Below are 14,828 nucleotides of genomic sequence, written 5' to 3'. Positions count from 1 at the left end.
ATGTCCGCATCCACGAAGCCCCTCAGTGTCGTCGTCGCCGGCGGGGGAACCGCCGGCCACATCGAGCCCGCGCTGGCGGTGGCCGAGGCACTCGTCGAGAGGCACGGGGCGCAGGTGACGGCACTGGGCACCCGGCGCGGCCTGGAGCGTGACCTCATCCCGGCCCGCGGCTTCCAGCTCGAGCTCATCGACCCGGTGCCGGTGCCGCGGCGTCCCAGCCTCGACCTGCTCAAGCTGCCGTTCCGCATGGTCAACGCCGTGCGGCAGGCGCGGGCGGTGCTGCAGCGGACGGGGGCGGACGCCCTCATCGGTTTCGGCGGCTACGTCTCCGCGCCCGCCTACCTCGCGGCCCGCAGCCTGGGCATCCCCTTCTTCGTCCACGAGGCCAACGCGCGCGCCGGCCTGGCCAACAAGCTCGGGCAGAAGCTCGGCGCCACCAGCTTCAACGCGGTGGCGGACTCGGGCATGCCGGGGGAGGTCGTGGGCATCCCGGTGCGCGCCGGCCTGCGCCACCTCGATCACGACGCCGCCGTCGCCCGCGCCCGCGAGACCTGGGGCCTGGATGAGCGTAAGACCCTGCTGGTCACCGGCGGCTCACAGGGCGCGGTGCGCCTCAATGAGGCGGTGGCGGGGGGCGTCGAGAAGCTCACGGAGAACTACCAGGTCCTGCACGCCTACGGGAAGCGCAACACCGCGCCGCAGGGCCGCGACCACTACGTGGCCGTGCCCTACATCGACGACATGGCCGCCGCCTACGCCGTCGCCGACCTCATCGTCTGCCGCTCCGGGGCGATGACCGTCGCGGAGGTCACGGCCTCGGGGCTGCCGGCCGTCTACGTCCCGCTCCCGCACGGCAACGGCGAGCAGGCCCTCAACGCCACCAGCGTCGTCGAGGCCGGGGCCGCCCGCCTCGTCCCCGACGCCGAACTCACCCCCGAGCGCCTCGTCGCGGAGGTCACCGCGATCCTCGGCGAGGACGAGCAGCGTCAGGCCATGCAGGCCGCCGCGCGCGAGCACGCCGCCGGTGACGCCGCAGTGACGCTCGCCGACGCCATCGCCGCGGCAGTAGAATAATTTCCCCGACCCCGTCCCCTCACACCAGGAGCGCAGCACCCGTGACCGTCGATCTCTCCCGCGTCCATCTCATCGGCATCGGTGGCTCCGGCATGTCCGGGGTGGCGCGGATCCTGCTGGACCGGGGCGCCGTGGTCACCGGCTCCGACGTCAAGGACTCCCGCCCCGTGCGGGCCCTGCGCTCCTCGGGGGCGCACGTCGCCGTCGGGCACGACGCCGCCAACCTCCTCATCTCCGGCGAACTGCCGACCGTGGTGGTCGTGTCCTTCGCCGCCATTCCGCAGGACAACCCGGAGCTGGTGCGCGCCCACGAGGAGGGGATCCCGGTAATCCGCCGCTCCGACCTGCTCGGGGAGCTCATGGAGGGCCACCGCCAGGTGCTCTTCGCCGGCACCCACGGCAAGACCTCCACCACCTCCATGGCGGTGGCGGCGATGCAGACCGCGGGCCTGGACCCCAGTTTCTCCATCGGCGGGCAGCTCAACCGCTCGGGCACCAACGCCCACCACGGCACCGGGGACACCTTCGTGGCGGAGGCCGACGAATCCGACGCCTCCCTCCTGCGGTATTCCCCGGATGTCGCCGTGGTGACCAACATCGAGCCGGATCACCTCGACTACTTCGGCACCGCCCAGGCCTACCACCAGGTGTTCGACGACTTCGCGGACCGCGTCACCCCGGACGGTTACCTCGTCGTCTGCCTCGATGACATCCACGCCGCCGCGCTCGGCGAGCGCAGCCTGCAGCGCGGCCTCCGCGTCCTCGGCTACGGCACGACCGACGCCGCCGCGCTGCACCCGGAGATCCCGCTCGGGGCCGAGGTGCTCTCCACCGAGGTCACCGACGCCGGTTCCGCGGCACTGATTCGTATCGACGGCCGCGACCTCAACGTCACCCTGCAGATCCCCGGGCAGCACATGGTGCTCAACGGGGCGGCGGCGCTGCTGGCCGCACACCTGGCGGGCGGCGACCTCGAGCGCCTGGCCGAGGGGCTCAGTGACTTCAACGGCGTGCGCCGGCGCTTCGAGTACCGCGGCACCGCCGGCGGCGTGCGGGTCTACGACGACTACGCCCACCACCCGACCGAGGTGACCGCCGTCCTCCAGGCCGCCCGCCAGAAGGTCGAGGCCGAGGGGGAGGGCGCGCGGGTCATCGTCGCCTTCCAGCCGCACCTGTACTCCCGCACCATCGAGTTCGCCGAGGAGTTCGCCGCGGCGCTGTCGCTGGCCGACGCCGCGGTGGTCCTCGACATCTTCGGCGCCCGCGAGAAGCCGGTGGAGGGCGTCAGCTCCCGCATCATCACCGACGCCATGACCACCGAGGTCGTCTACGAGCCCGACTTCTCCCACGCCCCGGAGACCGTGCGCGGCCTCGCGCGGCCGGGGGACCTGGTGCTCACCATGGGTGCGGGCGACGTCACGCTGCTCGCCGCCGAGATTCTCGCGGCCCTGGACAGCTAGATGTCGCGTCGCCGAATCATCACCGCCGCCGGCGGGGTGCTGCTCGTCCTCCTGCTCGCCGTCGGCGTGCTGTGGGCGTTCCCCGTCCTGCGGGTCTCCACCTTCGAGATCAGCGGCAACGCCCACTCCCCGGAGGAGTACGTCCGCGAGGCCACCGGGGTGCGGGAGGGGGACAACCTCGTGCGTGTCGACGCCGGGCAGGCCGCCCGGGGCGTCGCCGAACTCCCGTGGGTCCGCAGCGCGACCGTCTCCCGGCACTGGCCCTCCACCCTCGCGGTCTCCGTCATCGAGCGGCAGGCGCTCATGTACAGCCGGGAGGGAGATGGCGAGCACCTCATCGACACCGACGGCCGTCCCTTCGTCATCGACGTCCCGCCGGAGGGATCGGTCGAGGTGACCGGCTCCCAGCGGCAGGACCCCGACACGCTCACCGGCGTGGCGGCGGCCCTCATGGCCCTGCCGGAGCACGTGCGGGCGCTCATCGCGTCGGTCGACGTGCCCGGCGAGTACGAGCTGGAGCTGCGGCTGCACGACGGGCGCACCATCTTCTGGGGTGCCTCGGACGCCAACCACGACAAGTCGCTTGCCGTGCAGACGGCGATTCAGCGGGAGGGTCAGCACTGGAATGTGTCGAATCCTTCGCTGGTGACCGTACGTTAAACCTGAGGTTGAGGGTATCGACACGCCCCGAAATGTCCCTGACATTCCGCGCGCGGTCACCCATGATGGAGACAACCTCGTAACAGACCACACATTTCCCTGAAAGGCGCGGCCAGAACCTATGACCTCACCGAACAACTACCTCGCCGTCATCAAGGTCGTCGGCGTCGGCGGCGGCGGAGTGAACGCCGTCAACCGCATGATCGAAGAGGGCCTCAAGGGTGTCGAGTTCGTCGCCATCAACACCGACTCCCAGGCCCTGCTCTTCTCCGACGCCGACACCAAGCTCGACATCGGGCGCGAGGCCACCCGCGGCCTCGGCGCCGGCGCCAACCCGGAGGTCGGTCGCACCTCCGCCGAGGACCACAAGTCCGAGATCGAGGAGACCCTCAAGGGTGCCGACATGGTCTTCGTCACCGCCGGCGAGGGCGGCGGCACCGGTACCGGCGCCGCGCCGGTCGTCGCGGGCATCGCCAAGAAGCTCGGCGCGCTGACCGTCGGTGTCGTCACCAAGCCCTTCAAGTTCGAGGGCCCGGCCCGTAACCGCAAGGCCGAGGCCGGTATCGAGGAGCTGCGTCAGGTCTGCGACACCCTCATCGTCATCCCCAACGACCGTCTCCTCCAGCTCGGCGACGCCTCGCTGTCCATGATGGAGGCCTTCCGCGCCGCCGATGAGGTCCTGCACAACGGTGTCCAGGGCATCACCAACCTCATCGTCACCCCGGGCGTGATCAACGTCGACTTCGCCGACGTCCGCTCCGTCATGACCGACGCCGGCTCCGCCCTCATGGGCGTCGGCTCCTCGCGTGGCGACGACCGCGTCATGGCCGCCACCCTCCAGGCGATCAACTCGCCCCTGCTCGAGTCCACCATGGAAGGCGCGAAGGGCCTGCTGCTCTCCGTCGCCGGTGCCTCCGACCTCGGCCTCATGGAGGTCAACGAGGCGATGACCACCGTCCAGGAGCAGGCCGACGAGGACGCCAACATCATCTTCGGCACGATCATCGACGACAACCTCGGCGACGAGGTCCGCGTCACCATCGTGGCCACCGGTTTCGACGCCTCGAAGAACAACACCCCCGTGGTCGCCACCCCCTCCCCGATGGAGGAGCCCGCCCCGCGCGGCAGCCTCTTCGAGGAGCGCAAGGAGGAGACCCCCGAGGTGGGGCGTCACCACCAGCGCGACACCGGCGGTCTGTTCACCTCCGCCCGCGAGCAGCGCACCTCCCGCGACGACGATCTCGATGTGCCCGACTTCCTGCGCTAACCTCTAGGGCATGTCCCTCAGCAGCGCCAACGAGGCCCCCCGCCCCGTCCGCATGGTCTTCACCAGCCGTGCGGGCGGGGTGTCGTCGTCCCCCTATGATTCCTTCAACCTCGGTGACCACGTCGGGGATGACCCGGCGGCCGTCGCCGAGAACCGCGCCCGCCTGGCCCGCGTCCTCGACCTCGAGCATGTGGTGTGGATGGAGCAGATCCACTCCCACACCGTCACAGTCGTCGACGGCCCGCAGCCGGGACCCGTCGAGGCCACCGACGCCCTGGTGACCACCCAGCGGGGCCTGGCGCTGGCCGTCCTCGTCGCCGACTGCGTGCCCGTCCTGCTGGCCGACCACACCAACGGCGTCGTCGCCGCGGTGCACGCCGGCCGCATGGGCGCACGCAACGGCATCGTCCGCCGGGCCGTCGAGACGATGCGGGACCTCGGCGCCACCTCCATCCAGGCGGTCATGGGGCCGGCGGCCTCGGGGCGTCACTATGAGGTGCCGGCGGAGATGGCGGCGGACGTCGAGAAGCATCTGCCCGGGTCGCGGACCCGCACGGAGCAGGGGACCGCGGGCATCGACGTCCGCGCCGGGCTGGTGCGGCAGCTGCTCGGCCTGGGCGTGACCAACATCGAGGCCGACCCGCGCTGCACCATCGAGGACGCGGACTTCTTCTCCTACCGCCGCGAGGGCACGACGGGACGACAGGCAGGGCTGGTGTGGCTGCCGTGACGCGTCTCGACGACCTGCGGGCCAACCTCGCCGCCACCCGCCGGCGTATCGACGCCGCCGCGAACGGGCGCCCCGTCCGCCTCCTGCCCGTGACCAAGTTCCACCCCGCCTCCGATCTGGAGCTGCTCCTCGAACTCGGCGTCACGGACGTCGCGGAGAACCGGGAACAGGAGGCGCGCGCCAAGGCCGAGGCGGTGCCGGCCATGCGCATCCACATGATCGGACAGGTGCAGACCAAGAAGGCCAACGCGGTCGCGCGCTGGGCGGCCAGCGTCCACTCGGTGGATTCGGTGAAGCTGGCCCAGGCGCTTGACCGCGGCGTCGCCCTCGCCCGCGAGCGGGGGGAGCGGGACACGCCGCTGCCCGTCTACCTGCAGCTGTCCGCCGACGGGGACGCGGCCCGCGGGGGAGTGACGGAGGAGGACCTCCCGGAGCTCGTCACCATCGTGCGGGCGGCGGAGAACCTCGAGCTCAGGGGCCTCATGGTGGTTCCGCCCCTGGGCGTGGATCCGGCCCCCGTCTTCGCCCGCGCGCGGGAACTCAGCGCCGGAATGGAGCTGTCCGCAGGCATGTCCGCGGACCTGGAAACCGCCATCGCCCAGGGTTCGGATATCGTGCGTGTCGGAACCGATGTGATGGGTCTACGGCCACTAGCGTAAGGGCAAAGTCATCGACGATTACCCCGTGCCAGCTGCACCGACGGGAGAGGAAACCATATGTCCATCATCAGGAACGCCAAGGAGTTCTTCGGTCTGACTCCGATCGACATGGAGCACGAGGACGCCTACTACGACTACGACCGCGAGGAGCCGCGCTACCGCTCCAGCGGCTCGGCCGCCTACGCCCCGTCCCGCGACTACGGCTACGACTACGACCGTGACCGCGAGGAGCGCCCCCGCTACACCCCGGCCGCCAAGCTCGTCGCCGTGGAGGTCTCCTCCTACAGCCAGGCCGCCCAGATCGGCGAGCCCTTCCGCGACGGCGACGCCGTGGTCTTCGACATGACCCGCATGGAGCCGGGCGAGAACAAGCGCATCGTCGATTTCGCCGCGGGCCTCTGCTACGCGCTGCGCGGCACGATGGTCAACGTGTCCAAGAACGTCGATACCGACCGCCAGGTCTTCGCCATCGTCCCGGAGGGCGCCGACTTCTCCCAGGTGGAGCTCGAGCGCTCCGCGAAGCTGCGCTGATCCGACACGCAGCTGGACTCAGGTAGGCATCCGCTTCGGCGGGTGCCTACCTTTTTTCGTGGCCCAGGCACTAGGCTCGGTGGACGTGAGTCTTATCGGAGCTGTCCTGTACCTCATCCTGCGGGTGTTCTCACTCGTCCTTATCGCGCGCATCGTCATCGAGATGATCCAGTCCTTCTCGCGCAATTTCCAGCCCCCGCGCTGGTTCATCTATGTCGCGGAGCCGCTGTTCGTGATCACGGATCCGCCGGTCAAGGCGCTGCGGAAGGTCATTCCTCCCCTGAAAATGGGTGGCGTCGCCCTCGACATGTCGGTGATTGTCCTGTTCATCATTCTCTTTGTCCTGCAACTCATCGTGTTGAGTGTTTTCCGCTGATGAGTGGCCGTTACACTGAACCTCCGGTAAAGATTTAGTGTGTCCGTGGTCTGCGTGGCTTCGCCCGGGGTTACACTTGACCCAGCAGTCGACGTACTATTAAACGAAATGCATTAAGCGGGTCACACCGCGCAGGCCTACCGGGCCATCACAAACTCGAAGGGAACGCCAATGCCGCTGACACCAGCTGATGTGCACAACGTCGCTTTCAGTAAGCCGCCGATCGGCAAGCGGGGCTACAACGAGGACGAGGTCGATCAGTTCCTCGACCTCGTTGAAGACACCCTCGCCCAGCTGCAGGATGACAACGACGATCTTCGCGCGCGTCTCGACGAGGGGGGAGCCCCCGCCGGCAGCCGTGACGGTGTTGATGAGGCCGCGCTCCGCAAGGAGATTGAGGAGAAGGTCCGCAAGGAGTACGAGGCCAAGCTCGGCGAGGCCCGCAAGGCCACCGAGAAGGCCGAGGCCGAGGCGAAGACCGCCAAGGCCGACCTGCAGAAGGCGAAGTCCGAGCTGGAGGCCGCCAAGAAGCAGGCTCAGGCTCAGCCCCAGCAGCAGCAGAAGGCCGCCGCCGTCGCCGCTGTGCCGCAGGACACCACCCCGGCCACCGCCGACACCCACATGCAGGCCGCCAAGGTCCTGGGCCTGGCCCAGGAGATGGCCGACCGCCTCACCTCCGAGGCACAGGCAGAGTCCCGCTCCATGCTGGACGAGGCCCGCGCCGCCGCCGAGGCCCAGCTCTCCGAGGCCGACCAGAAGTCCCAGCACCAGCTGGCCGATGCGCAGAAGCGCGCCGAGCAGCAGGTCAACGAGGCCGACACCCGCGCCAAGTCCCTGGTCGCCGACGCCGAGAAGCGCGCCGAGGAGACCACCAACCAGGCGAACTCCCGCGCCGAGGCCCAGATCCGTCAGGCCGAGGAAAAGGCGAACGCCCTGCAGGCCGACGCCGAGCGCAAGCACACCGAGATCATGGCCACCGTCAAGCAGCAGCAGACGGCCCTGGAGACCCGGATCGCGGAGCTGCGCACCTACGAGCGCGAGTACCGCACCCGCCTGAAGACCCTGCTGGAGTCCCAGCTGCAGGAGCTCGAGGCCCGCGGTTCCGCGGCCCCGAACGCCGACGCAGGCAAGCAGAACTAGGCAGCACCGAGCAAGGCTCCCCGCTTCGGCGGGGAGCCTTGTCGCGTGTATAGTGATGTCCCAGACGCGACGATCCGGCCATCACCGGGGAGCATCCGGAAGAAAGGCGCACGCCGAGTAGAACCGGACGGGTGGGACCGTGACAGACCTTCACCACGAACGAAGTGGGGCACCCCCGGGTGCCCAAGCAGGGTGGTACCGCGCGCGAGCGTCCCTGCACCGACCGTCAGTTCGTGAGTGAAGGGATCTTGATGTCCGAGCAGAAGAAAACCGCCGTCGGTGGTGTCTACCCCAAGGTGGACATGACCGGGGGCTCCTCCCGTTTCCCCGACATGGAGGAGATCGTCCTCGACTACTGGAAGCAGGACGGCACCTTCCAGGCCTCCCTCGAGCAGCGGGAGGGGGCGCAGGAGTACGTCTTCTACGACGGCCCGCCCTTCGCCAACGGTCTGCCGCACTACGGCCACCTGCTCACCGGCTACGTCAAGGACATCATCCCGCGTTTCCGCACCATGACCGGGCACCACGTGCCCCGCGTCTTCGGCTGGGACACCCACGGACTGCCGGCGGAGCTGGAGGCCGAGAAGCAGCTGGGCATCACCGACAAGGGCCAGATCGAGGACATGGGCCTGGCCAAGTTCAACGAGTACTGCGCCCAGAGCGTGCTCCGCTACACCGAGGAGTGGAAGGAGTACGTCACCCGCCAGGCCCGCTGGGTGGACTTCGACAACGGCTACAAGACGATGGACCCGGGCTACATGGAGTCCGTCATCTGGGCCTTCAAGCAGCTCTACGACAAGGGCCTCATCTACCAGGGCTTCCGCGTGCTGCCCTACTCCTGGGCCGAGCACACCCCGCTGTCCAACCAGGAGACCCGCCTCGACGACTCCTACAAGATGCGCCAGGATCCCGCCCTCACCGTCACCTTCCCGGTGACCGGGGCGGTCGCCGGCTCGGCCGCCGAGGCCACCCTCGCCGCCCAGCCGCTGCTGGCCGACGCCGCCGCCCTCGCCTGGACCACCACCCCCTGGACCCTGCCCTCGAACCTGGCGCTCGCCGTCCACCCGGACGTCGATTATGCGCTGGTCCGTACCGCCGACGCCGTCTACCTCATGGCCGCCCCCCTGGTGGGCACGCTGGCGAAGGAATTCGGTGAGCACGAGGTCGTCGATAAGCTCCCCGGAGCCTCTCTCGAAGGCCTGCAGTACCAGCCGATGTTCGACTACTTCGCGGACGAGCCCAACGCCTTCCAGGTCATCCTCGCCGAGTACGTCACCGTCGAGGACGGCACCGGTATCGTCCACCAGGCCCCGGCCTTCGGTGAGGACGACATGGAGTCCTGCAAGAAGTACGGCATCGGCGTGGTCATCCCTGTCGACATGGACGGCAAGTTCACCTCCCAGGTCCCCGAGTACGAGGGCCAGCTGGTTTTCGACGCCAACAAGGACATCATCCGCGACCTCAAGGAGCGCGGCCGCGTCCTGCGGCACCAGACCATCGAGCACTCCTACCCGCACTCCTGGCGCTCCGGCGAGCCGCTCATCTACATGGCGCTGCCCTCCTGGTTCGTCCGCGTCACCGAGATCCGCGACCGCATGGTCGAGCTCAACCACGACGAGATCACGTGGCTGCCGGAGCATGTGCGCGACGGCCAGTTCGGCAAGTGGCTGGAGAACGCCCGCGACTGGAACATCTCGCGGTCCCGCTACTGGGGTTCGCCGATCCCGGTGTGGATCTCGGACAACGACGAGTACCCGCGTGTCGACGTCTACGGTTCCCTCGACGAGCTCGAGGCCGACTTCGGGGTCCGCCCGCAGTCCCTCCACCGCCCCTACATCGACGAGCTGACCCGCCCGAACCCCGACGACCCGACGGGGCAGTCGACCATGCGCCGCGTCCCGGACGTGCTCGACGTGTGGTTCGACTCGGGTTCCATGCCTTTCGCGCAGTTCCACTACCCCTTCGAGAACAAGGAATTCTTCGAGGACCACAACCCGGCGGACTTCATCGTCGAGTACATCGGGCAGACCCGCGGCTGGTTCTACCTGCTCCACGTCCTGTCGGTGGCGCTCTTCGACCGCCCCGCGTTCAAGAAGGTCGTCGCCCACGGCATCGTGCTCGGCGACGACGGGCAGAAGATGTCCAAGTCCAAGGGCAACTACCCGAACGTCAACGAGGTCTTCGACCGCGACGGTTCCGACGCCATGCGTTGGTTCCTCATGTCCTCGCCGATCCTGCGCGGCGGCAACCTCATCGTCACCGAGCAGGGCATCCGCGACGGCGTGCGCCAGGCGCTGCTGCCGATCTGGAACGCCTACTCCTTCCTGCAGCTCTACTCCTCAAAGCCGGCGCAGTGGTCCGTGGATTCCGAGGACGTGCTCGACCGCTACATCCTGGCGAAGCTGCACGACCTGGTGGCCACCGTCCGGGTCTCCCTGGACAACACCGACATCGCCGACGCGACCGATGCCGTCCGCCAGTTCGCCGACGCCCTGACCAACTGGTACGTGCGCCGCTCCCGCGACCGTTTCTGGGCTGGCGACGACGCGCACCCGGAGGCCTTCAACACGCTCTACACCGTGCTCGAGGTGCTCACCCGCGTCACCGCCCCGCTGCTGCCGATGACCTCGGAGGTCATCTGGCGCGGCCTGACCGGCGAGCGTTCCGTCCACCTGGCGGACTTCCCGGAGGCGGACACCATTCCGGCCGACGCCGAACTGGTCGCCGCGATGGACGCCACCCGCGGGGTCTGCTCGGCGGCCTCCTCGGTGCGCAAGGCCCACAAGCTGCGCAACCGCCTGCCGCTGCCGCTGCTCACCGTCGCCCTGCCCGACTCGGAGCAGCTGGCGCCCTTCGCCGGCATCATCCGTGACGAGGTCAACGTGAAGAACATCGAGCTGACCTCGGATGTCGACTCGGTGGGCACCTTCGAGGTGGTCGTCAACGCGCGTGCCGCGGGCCCGCGCCTGGGCAAGGATGTCCAGCGTGTCATCAAGGCCGTCAAGTCCGGGAACTACGAGCGTGTCGGTGACGCGGTCGTGGCCGACGGCATCGAGCTGCAGCCGGAGGAGTACACCGAGCGTCTCGTCGCCGCCAACCCGGAGTCGACCGCGCGTATCGACGGCCTCGACGGCCTCGTCGTCCTCGACATGGAGGTCACCGAGGAGCTGGAGGCCGAGGGCTGGGCCGCGGACGTCATCCGCGGACTGCAGGATGCCCGCAAGGCCACCGGCCTCGAGGTCTCCGACCGCATCACCGTCGTCCTCTCCGTCCCGGAGGACAAGCTGGAGTGGGCGCAGCGCCACCGCGAGCTCATCGCCGGCGAGGTCCTCGCGCTCGAGCTGGACGTCACGAGCGAGGCTCTCGACGCGGCGCATGACATCGTCACCGGCGTGAAGGCGACCGTCACCCGGCGATGAAGCTCCGTGCCCCGGCGGTGATGATCGCGTCAGGCTTGAGCCTGTACGCGGGAGCCGCCGTGGCGGTCGGGCTTTTCGACGTCCTGCCGCCCACCATCGTCGCCTGGTTCCGCATCTCCGCGGCCGCCGTCATCCTGCTCGTCCTGGTCCGTCCGCGGTTGCGGGACTTCCGCAGCGCCCCGGCGCTGCTCTACGGCGTGGCCACCATGGGCATGAACATGGCCTTCTACGAGTCCATCGCGCGCCTGCCCCTGGGCACGGCGGTGGCGGTGGAGTTCCTCGGCCCGGTGCTCGTCGCGGCCCTCGGGTCCCGCTCCGTCCGTGACTGGGCGGCACTGGCCCTGGCGACGATCGGCGTGGTGGTCATCTCCGGGGCGGTGTGGTCCACGGCCGCCCTGGGCCTGAGTTTCGCCCTGCTGGCCGGTGGCCTGTGGGCGGTGTACATCCTCGTCGGTTCCCGCATCGCCCTGGACACCCCGCAGACGTCGATGACCGTGGGTTTCACCATGGCCGCCGTCCTCGCCCTGCCTGTCATGGTGTGGTGGTGGCCGGCGGGCGTCGATAAGCCGGCGACCACCCTCCTCGGCCTGGCCCTCGGGCTGGGAGTCCTCTCGGCGGTCATCCCGTACACGCTCGACCAGGTGGTCATGCGGATGGCCGGCTCCTCCTATTTCGCGCTGCTTCAGGCGCTGCTGCCCGTCGTCGCGGCTCTGTTGGGCGCCGTCGCCCTGGGCCAGTGGCTGTCGGGGGCGGAGCTGGTGGGCATCGTCCTCGTCGTCGCCGCGGTGGCATTGAGACGCCCATGACACGCTGGGTCCTCCACATCGACATGGACGCGTTCTACGCCTCCGTCGAGCAACTGACCCGGCCGACGCTCCGCGGGCGCCCCGTCCTCGTGGCGGGCGTGTCCGGTCGGGGAGTGGTCGCCGGGGCCAGCTACGAGGCCCGGAAGTTCGGCGCCCGCTCGGCGATGCCCACCCACCAGGCAGCGCGCCTGGTCGGCTTCTCGGCGGTGCTGGTCTCCCCGCGCCGCCCGGTGTACGTGGCCGCTTCGCGCCGGGTGTTCCAGCTCATCTCCTCCCGCGTCGGGGTGGTCGAGCAGCTCTCCATCGACGAGGCCTTCATGGAACCGGAGGAACTCGTCGGAGCCACCCCCGCAGAGGTGAAGGCGTGGTCGGATGATCTGCGCCGACGCATCCGCGAGGAGACGGGGCTGCCTTCCTCCATCGGGGCGGGGACCGGCAAGCAGTACGCCAAGATCGGTTCGGGGCGGGCGAAACCCGACGGCACCTTCGTCATCCCCGGCGACCGCCAGCTGGAAATCCTCCACCCCATGCCCGTCACCGAACTCTGGGGAGTCGGGCCGGTGACGGAGGCCAAACTCGCCCAGATCGGGGTGGTCACCATCGGGGATCTCGCGGCGTTGAGCGAGAAGGAGGTGGTCATCTCCCTCGGAGGCACCGTCGGCCCGATGCTGTGGGCGCTGGCCAACGGCCATGACGACCGCCCCGTCGAGCCCCGCGCCGAGGCGAAGTCCATCTCCGCCGAGCACACCTACCCGCGGGATCTGAGCACCCGCCCGGAGGTCGACGCCGCGCTCACCCGCGCCGCCGCGGCCGCCCACCGCCGCCTGCTTATCGACGGCCGCGGCTCCCGCACCGTCACCGTCAAGCTCCGGATGGCTGACTTCCGCATCGAATCCCGCTCCGCGACCCTGCCGTACGCCACCGACAACCTCGAGACACTGCAGGCCACCGCCTTCCGCCTGGCGCGCTACCCCGACGAGGTAGGCCCCATCCGGTTGGTGGGGGTGGGCTTTTCCGGTCTCGAGGCCGCCCAGCAGGATGTGCTGTTTCCGGAACTCGACCAGCAGGTGGTGGTGGCGGGCGCCGACGATGACTTTGAGACAGGAGTCAGCGATCATATTGCCGAACCGGTGGCGGAGGTGGAGCGTCCCCCCGAGGGGTGGCGCGCCACCCAGGATGTGCAGCACCCGGAGTTCGGTCACGGCTGGGTCCAGGGGGCCGGGCACGGCATCGTGTCGGTGCGTTTCGAGACCCGTGCCACCGGACCGGGCACCACCCGCACCTTCGCCGAGGACGACCCCGACCTGCAACCCGCGGACCCCCTCGCCAGCCTGGCCTGGGAGGACTGGCTGGCGGAGCAGGATTAAGGGTCATCGGGCACCAGGTTGGCCTGATACTGCTCGAATTCCTCGGCGGCAGCCTTGCGGGCGGCGTAGGTGCGGGCGGCGGCGGTGCGCTGCGCATAGGTCTGCACCCAGTTCTTCTTCCGCGGGGTGAGGGGGCCGGCGGCGAGGTCGACGGCGTAGGTGCCGTCGGCGAAGTGCCAGTAGACATCACCGGTGACGGGATCAAGGAGGTAGGTCGCCTGCACATCCGTCTTGCGGTTGTGATGGTGGCGGCACAACATGATCATGTTGTCGGGACGGGTGGGCCCACCATCCTCGTGGTTGATGCGGTGGTCGCCGTCGAGGTGGGTGGCCGGGGCGTTGCAGCCGGGCCAGCGGCAGGTCCAGTCCCGGCCGATGACGAAGGCGCGCTGGGGGAAGGTCATGTCGTGCTTTGTGGTCTCGGCGTCCTGCGCGGCATCCATGTCGAGAGTGCGGGTGACCATGTCCTGCAGCGTGGCGGCGGCCTCGGCGTTGAGGATGCCGGTGGCGGGATGGTAGACGGGGGCGTCATCGACGTCGGAGGCGGAGTAGAGCAGCGAGTTGACGGTCAGCGAGATCGGCTCCAACAGCTGCTTGACCAGGGCCTTCGCCGGGCTGGTCTCCCGGGTGCTGGCGGCCTGGGAGATGACGTCACGCAGCAGGGTGCCGGTGGCCTGATCAACGGTAAGGGAGAAGTTCACCCGGTCATCCTCAAGCTGCTCGATGAACAGGCTGGACAGCTGCGCGGCATCCTCGGCGGGCGGCAGGCTGCGCAGGGTGGCGGCGGGATCCTCGCAGGGGACGGGACCGTCCTCCAGATCCGGAGCGGGCGCACCCCAGGGGGAGGGGACCTGCGGGGCGGCGAGGGCCTTCACGCTGGCGATGGCATCCGCGATGGTGTTGTTGATGGTGCGGGTGCCGGGCAGCAGTTGCTGGGGGCGCTTCGGCGTGAACAGGCTCATCAGGTCCTGGTCGAGGACCTTCCACAGGTAGTCGTCGTCCTGCAGCTCGGTGGGCGCCTTGCCGATCGCCTTGGCGATGACCGAGAGGTGATAGAGATCGAGCAGAAAGGTCTCGCCGACGAGCGCTTTCAGGCGTGGCAGTTGGTCGAGAATGTCCAGCGCCTGGAAATTGCGCGAGATGAGGTTCTTGCTCAGCCCGGTGTCGCGGTAGATGGTGGTGCAGACGGTCGTCCAGTCCTCCTCCGAGTTGATGTCGGCGACCGGACGCAGGATGCGCCAGTACTCGTGCTCGGCGGCGGTGCGGGCGCGCCGGGCGCGGGAGAAGAGACTCTGCGGATTGAGTACGGACCAGGACGCCGGCTGAGACATGTGTGGTT

Annotated in this window: 13 protein-coding genes; 12 read left to right on the top strand and 1 reads right to left on the bottom strand. The window is 69.2% G+C overall.

Going from position 1 to position 14,828, the window contains the following annotated elements:
• From murG to ACFPUZ_RS01560, 12 genes are all read left to right on the top strand, one after another.
• The gene (murG, locus tag ACFPUZ_RS01615; protein WP_376999222.1) at positions 1-1,074 is read left to right on the top strand and encodes an undecaprenyldiphospho-muramoylpentapeptide beta-N-acetylglucosaminyltransferase; all 1,074 of its coding nucleotides are present in this window, start codon (positions 1-3) and stop codon (positions 1,072-1,074) included.
• Positions 1,075-1,166: 92 nt separating this feature from the next.
• Positions 1,167-2,534 carry a UDP-N-acetylmuramate--L-alanine ligase gene (gene murC / locus ACFPUZ_RS01610; protein ID WP_376999952.1) on the top strand — a complete coding sequence of 456 codons (1,368 nt, stop codon included), beginning with the start codon at positions 1,167-1,169 and terminating at the stop codon, positions 2,532-2,534.
• Positions 2,535-3,194 (top strand): cell division protein FtsQ/DivIB, encoded by a 660-nt coding sequence (locus ACFPUZ_RS01605; protein WP_376999220.1) that lies wholly within the window; start codon positions 2,535-2,537, stop codon positions 3,192-3,194. It abuts the gene before it with no gap.
• 121 nt (positions 3,195-3,315) lie between these two features.
• On the top strand, positions 3,316-4,461 hold the full coding sequence (gene ftsZ, locus ACFPUZ_RS01600) for a cell division protein FtsZ (RefSeq protein ID WP_376999218.1): 1,146 nt from the start codon (positions 3,316-3,318) through the stop codon (positions 4,459-4,461).
• Between the two features lie 10 nt (positions 4,462-4,471).
• Positions 4,472-5,191 (top strand): peptidoglycan editing factor PgeF, encoded by a 720-nt coding sequence (gene pgeF / locus ACFPUZ_RS01595; RefSeq protein WP_376999216.1) that lies wholly within the window; start codon positions 4,472-4,474, stop codon positions 5,189-5,191.
• Positions 5,188-5,850 carry a YggS family pyridoxal phosphate-dependent enzyme gene (locus ACFPUZ_RS01590; protein WP_376999950.1) on the top strand — a complete coding sequence of 221 codons (663 nt, stop codon included), beginning with the start codon at positions 5,188-5,190 and terminating at the stop codon, positions 5,848-5,850. The genes pgeF and ACFPUZ_RS01590 overlap by 4 nt, the downstream gene beginning before the upstream one ends.
• A gap of 57 nt (positions 5,851-5,907) precedes the next feature.
• A complete protein-coding gene (locus ACFPUZ_RS01585; protein WP_376999214.1) occupies positions 5,908-6,381 on the top strand; it encodes a cell division protein SepF in 474 nt (157 codons plus the stop codon).
• An 85-nt stretch (positions 6,382-6,466) separates the two neighbouring features.
• Positions 6,467-6,757: a YggT family protein gene (locus tag ACFPUZ_RS01580; protein ID WP_376999212.1), complete on the top strand. Its 291-nt coding sequence runs from the start codon at positions 6,467-6,469 to the stop codon at positions 6,755-6,757.
• Positions 6,758-6,928: 171 nt separating this feature from the next.
• On the top strand, positions 6,929-7,897 hold the full coding sequence (locus ACFPUZ_RS01575; RefSeq protein WP_376999210.1) for a DivIVA domain-containing protein: 969 nt from the start codon (positions 6,929-6,931) through the stop codon (positions 7,895-7,897).
• A gap of 251 nt (positions 7,898-8,148) precedes the next feature.
• Positions 8,149-11,316 (top strand): isoleucine--tRNA ligase, encoded by a 3,168-nt coding sequence (ileS, locus tag ACFPUZ_RS01570; RefSeq protein WP_376999208.1) that lies wholly within the window; start codon positions 8,149-8,151, stop codon positions 11,314-11,316.
• Positions 11,313-12,122, top strand: a complete 810-nt coding sequence (locus tag ACFPUZ_RS01565) for an EamA family transporter (RefSeq protein ID WP_376999206.1) — start codon at positions 11,313-11,315, stop codon at positions 12,120-12,122. Before ileS ends, ACFPUZ_RS01565 begins: the two co-directional genes overlap by 4 nt.
• Positions 12,119-13,489, top strand: a complete 1,371-nt coding sequence (locus ACFPUZ_RS01560) for a DNA polymerase IV (protein WP_376999204.1) — start codon at positions 12,119-12,121, stop codon at positions 13,487-13,489. The genes ACFPUZ_RS01565 and ACFPUZ_RS01560 overlap by 4 nt, the downstream gene beginning before the upstream one ends.
• On the opposite strand, the gene ACFPUZ_RS01555 is transcribed toward ACFPUZ_RS01560, so the two are convergent.
• Positions 13,486-14,820: an HNH endonuclease signature motif containing protein gene (locus ACFPUZ_RS01555; RefSeq protein WP_376999202.1), complete on the bottom strand. Its 1,335-nt coding sequence runs from the start codon at positions 14,818-14,820 to the stop codon at positions 13,486-13,488. The two genes, ACFPUZ_RS01560 and ACFPUZ_RS01555, sit on opposite strands and share 4 nt — an antisense overlap.
• Positions 14,821-14,828: the final 8 nt, after the last annotated feature.

It is taken from the genome of Corynebacterium nasicanis (assembly GCF_042658165.1).
Lineage (GTDB): Bacteria > Actinomycetota > Actinomycetes > Mycobacteriales > Mycobacteriaceae > Corynebacterium > Corynebacterium nasicanis.
The sequence above is the reverse complement of the archived record's forward strand: the minus strand, read 5'-3'. Positions and strand labels throughout refer to the sequence as shown.

Coding starts and splice junctions, on each gene's coding strand:
- ACFPUZ_RS01575 (WP_376999210.1), top strand. CDS start 6,929: ATGCCGCTGACACCAGCTGATGTGCACAACGTCGCTTTCAGTAAGCCG.
- murC (WP_376999952.1), top strand. CDS start 1,167: ATGTCCGGGGTGGCGCGGATCCTGCTGGACCGGGGCGCCGTGGTCACC.
- ACFPUZ_RS01605 (WP_376999220.1), top strand. CDS start 2,535: ATGTCGCGTCGCCGAATCATCACCGCCGCCGGCGGGGTGCTGCTCGTC.
- ileS (WP_376999208.1), top strand. CDS start 8,149: ATGTCCGAGCAGAAGAAAACCGCCGTCGGTGGTGTCTACCCCAAGGTG.
- ACFPUZ_RS01565 (WP_376999206.1), top strand. CDS start 11,313: ATGAAGCTCCGTGCCCCGGCGGTGATGATCGCGTCAGGCTTGAGCCTG.
- ftsZ (WP_376999218.1), top strand. CDS start 3,316: ATGACCTCACCGAACAACTACCTCGCCGTCATCAAGGTCGTCGGCGTC.
- ACFPUZ_RS01560 (WP_376999204.1), top strand. CDS start 12,119: ATGACACGCTGGGTCCTCCACATCGACATGGACGCGTTCTACGCCTCC.
- ACFPUZ_RS01585 (WP_376999214.1), top strand. CDS start 5,908: ATGTCCATCATCAGGAACGCCAAGGAGTTCTTCGGTCTGACTCCGATC.
- pgeF (WP_376999216.1), top strand. CDS start 4,472: ATGTCCCTCAGCAGCGCCAACGAGGCCCCCCGCCCCGTCCGCATGGTC.
- ACFPUZ_RS01555 (WP_376999202.1), bottom strand. CDS start 14,820: ATGTCTCAGCCGGCGTCCTGGTCCGTACTCAATCCGCAGAGTCTCTTC.
- murG (WP_376999222.1), top strand. CDS start 1: ATGTCCGCATCCACGAAGCCCCTCAGTGTCGTCGTCGCCGGCGGGGGA.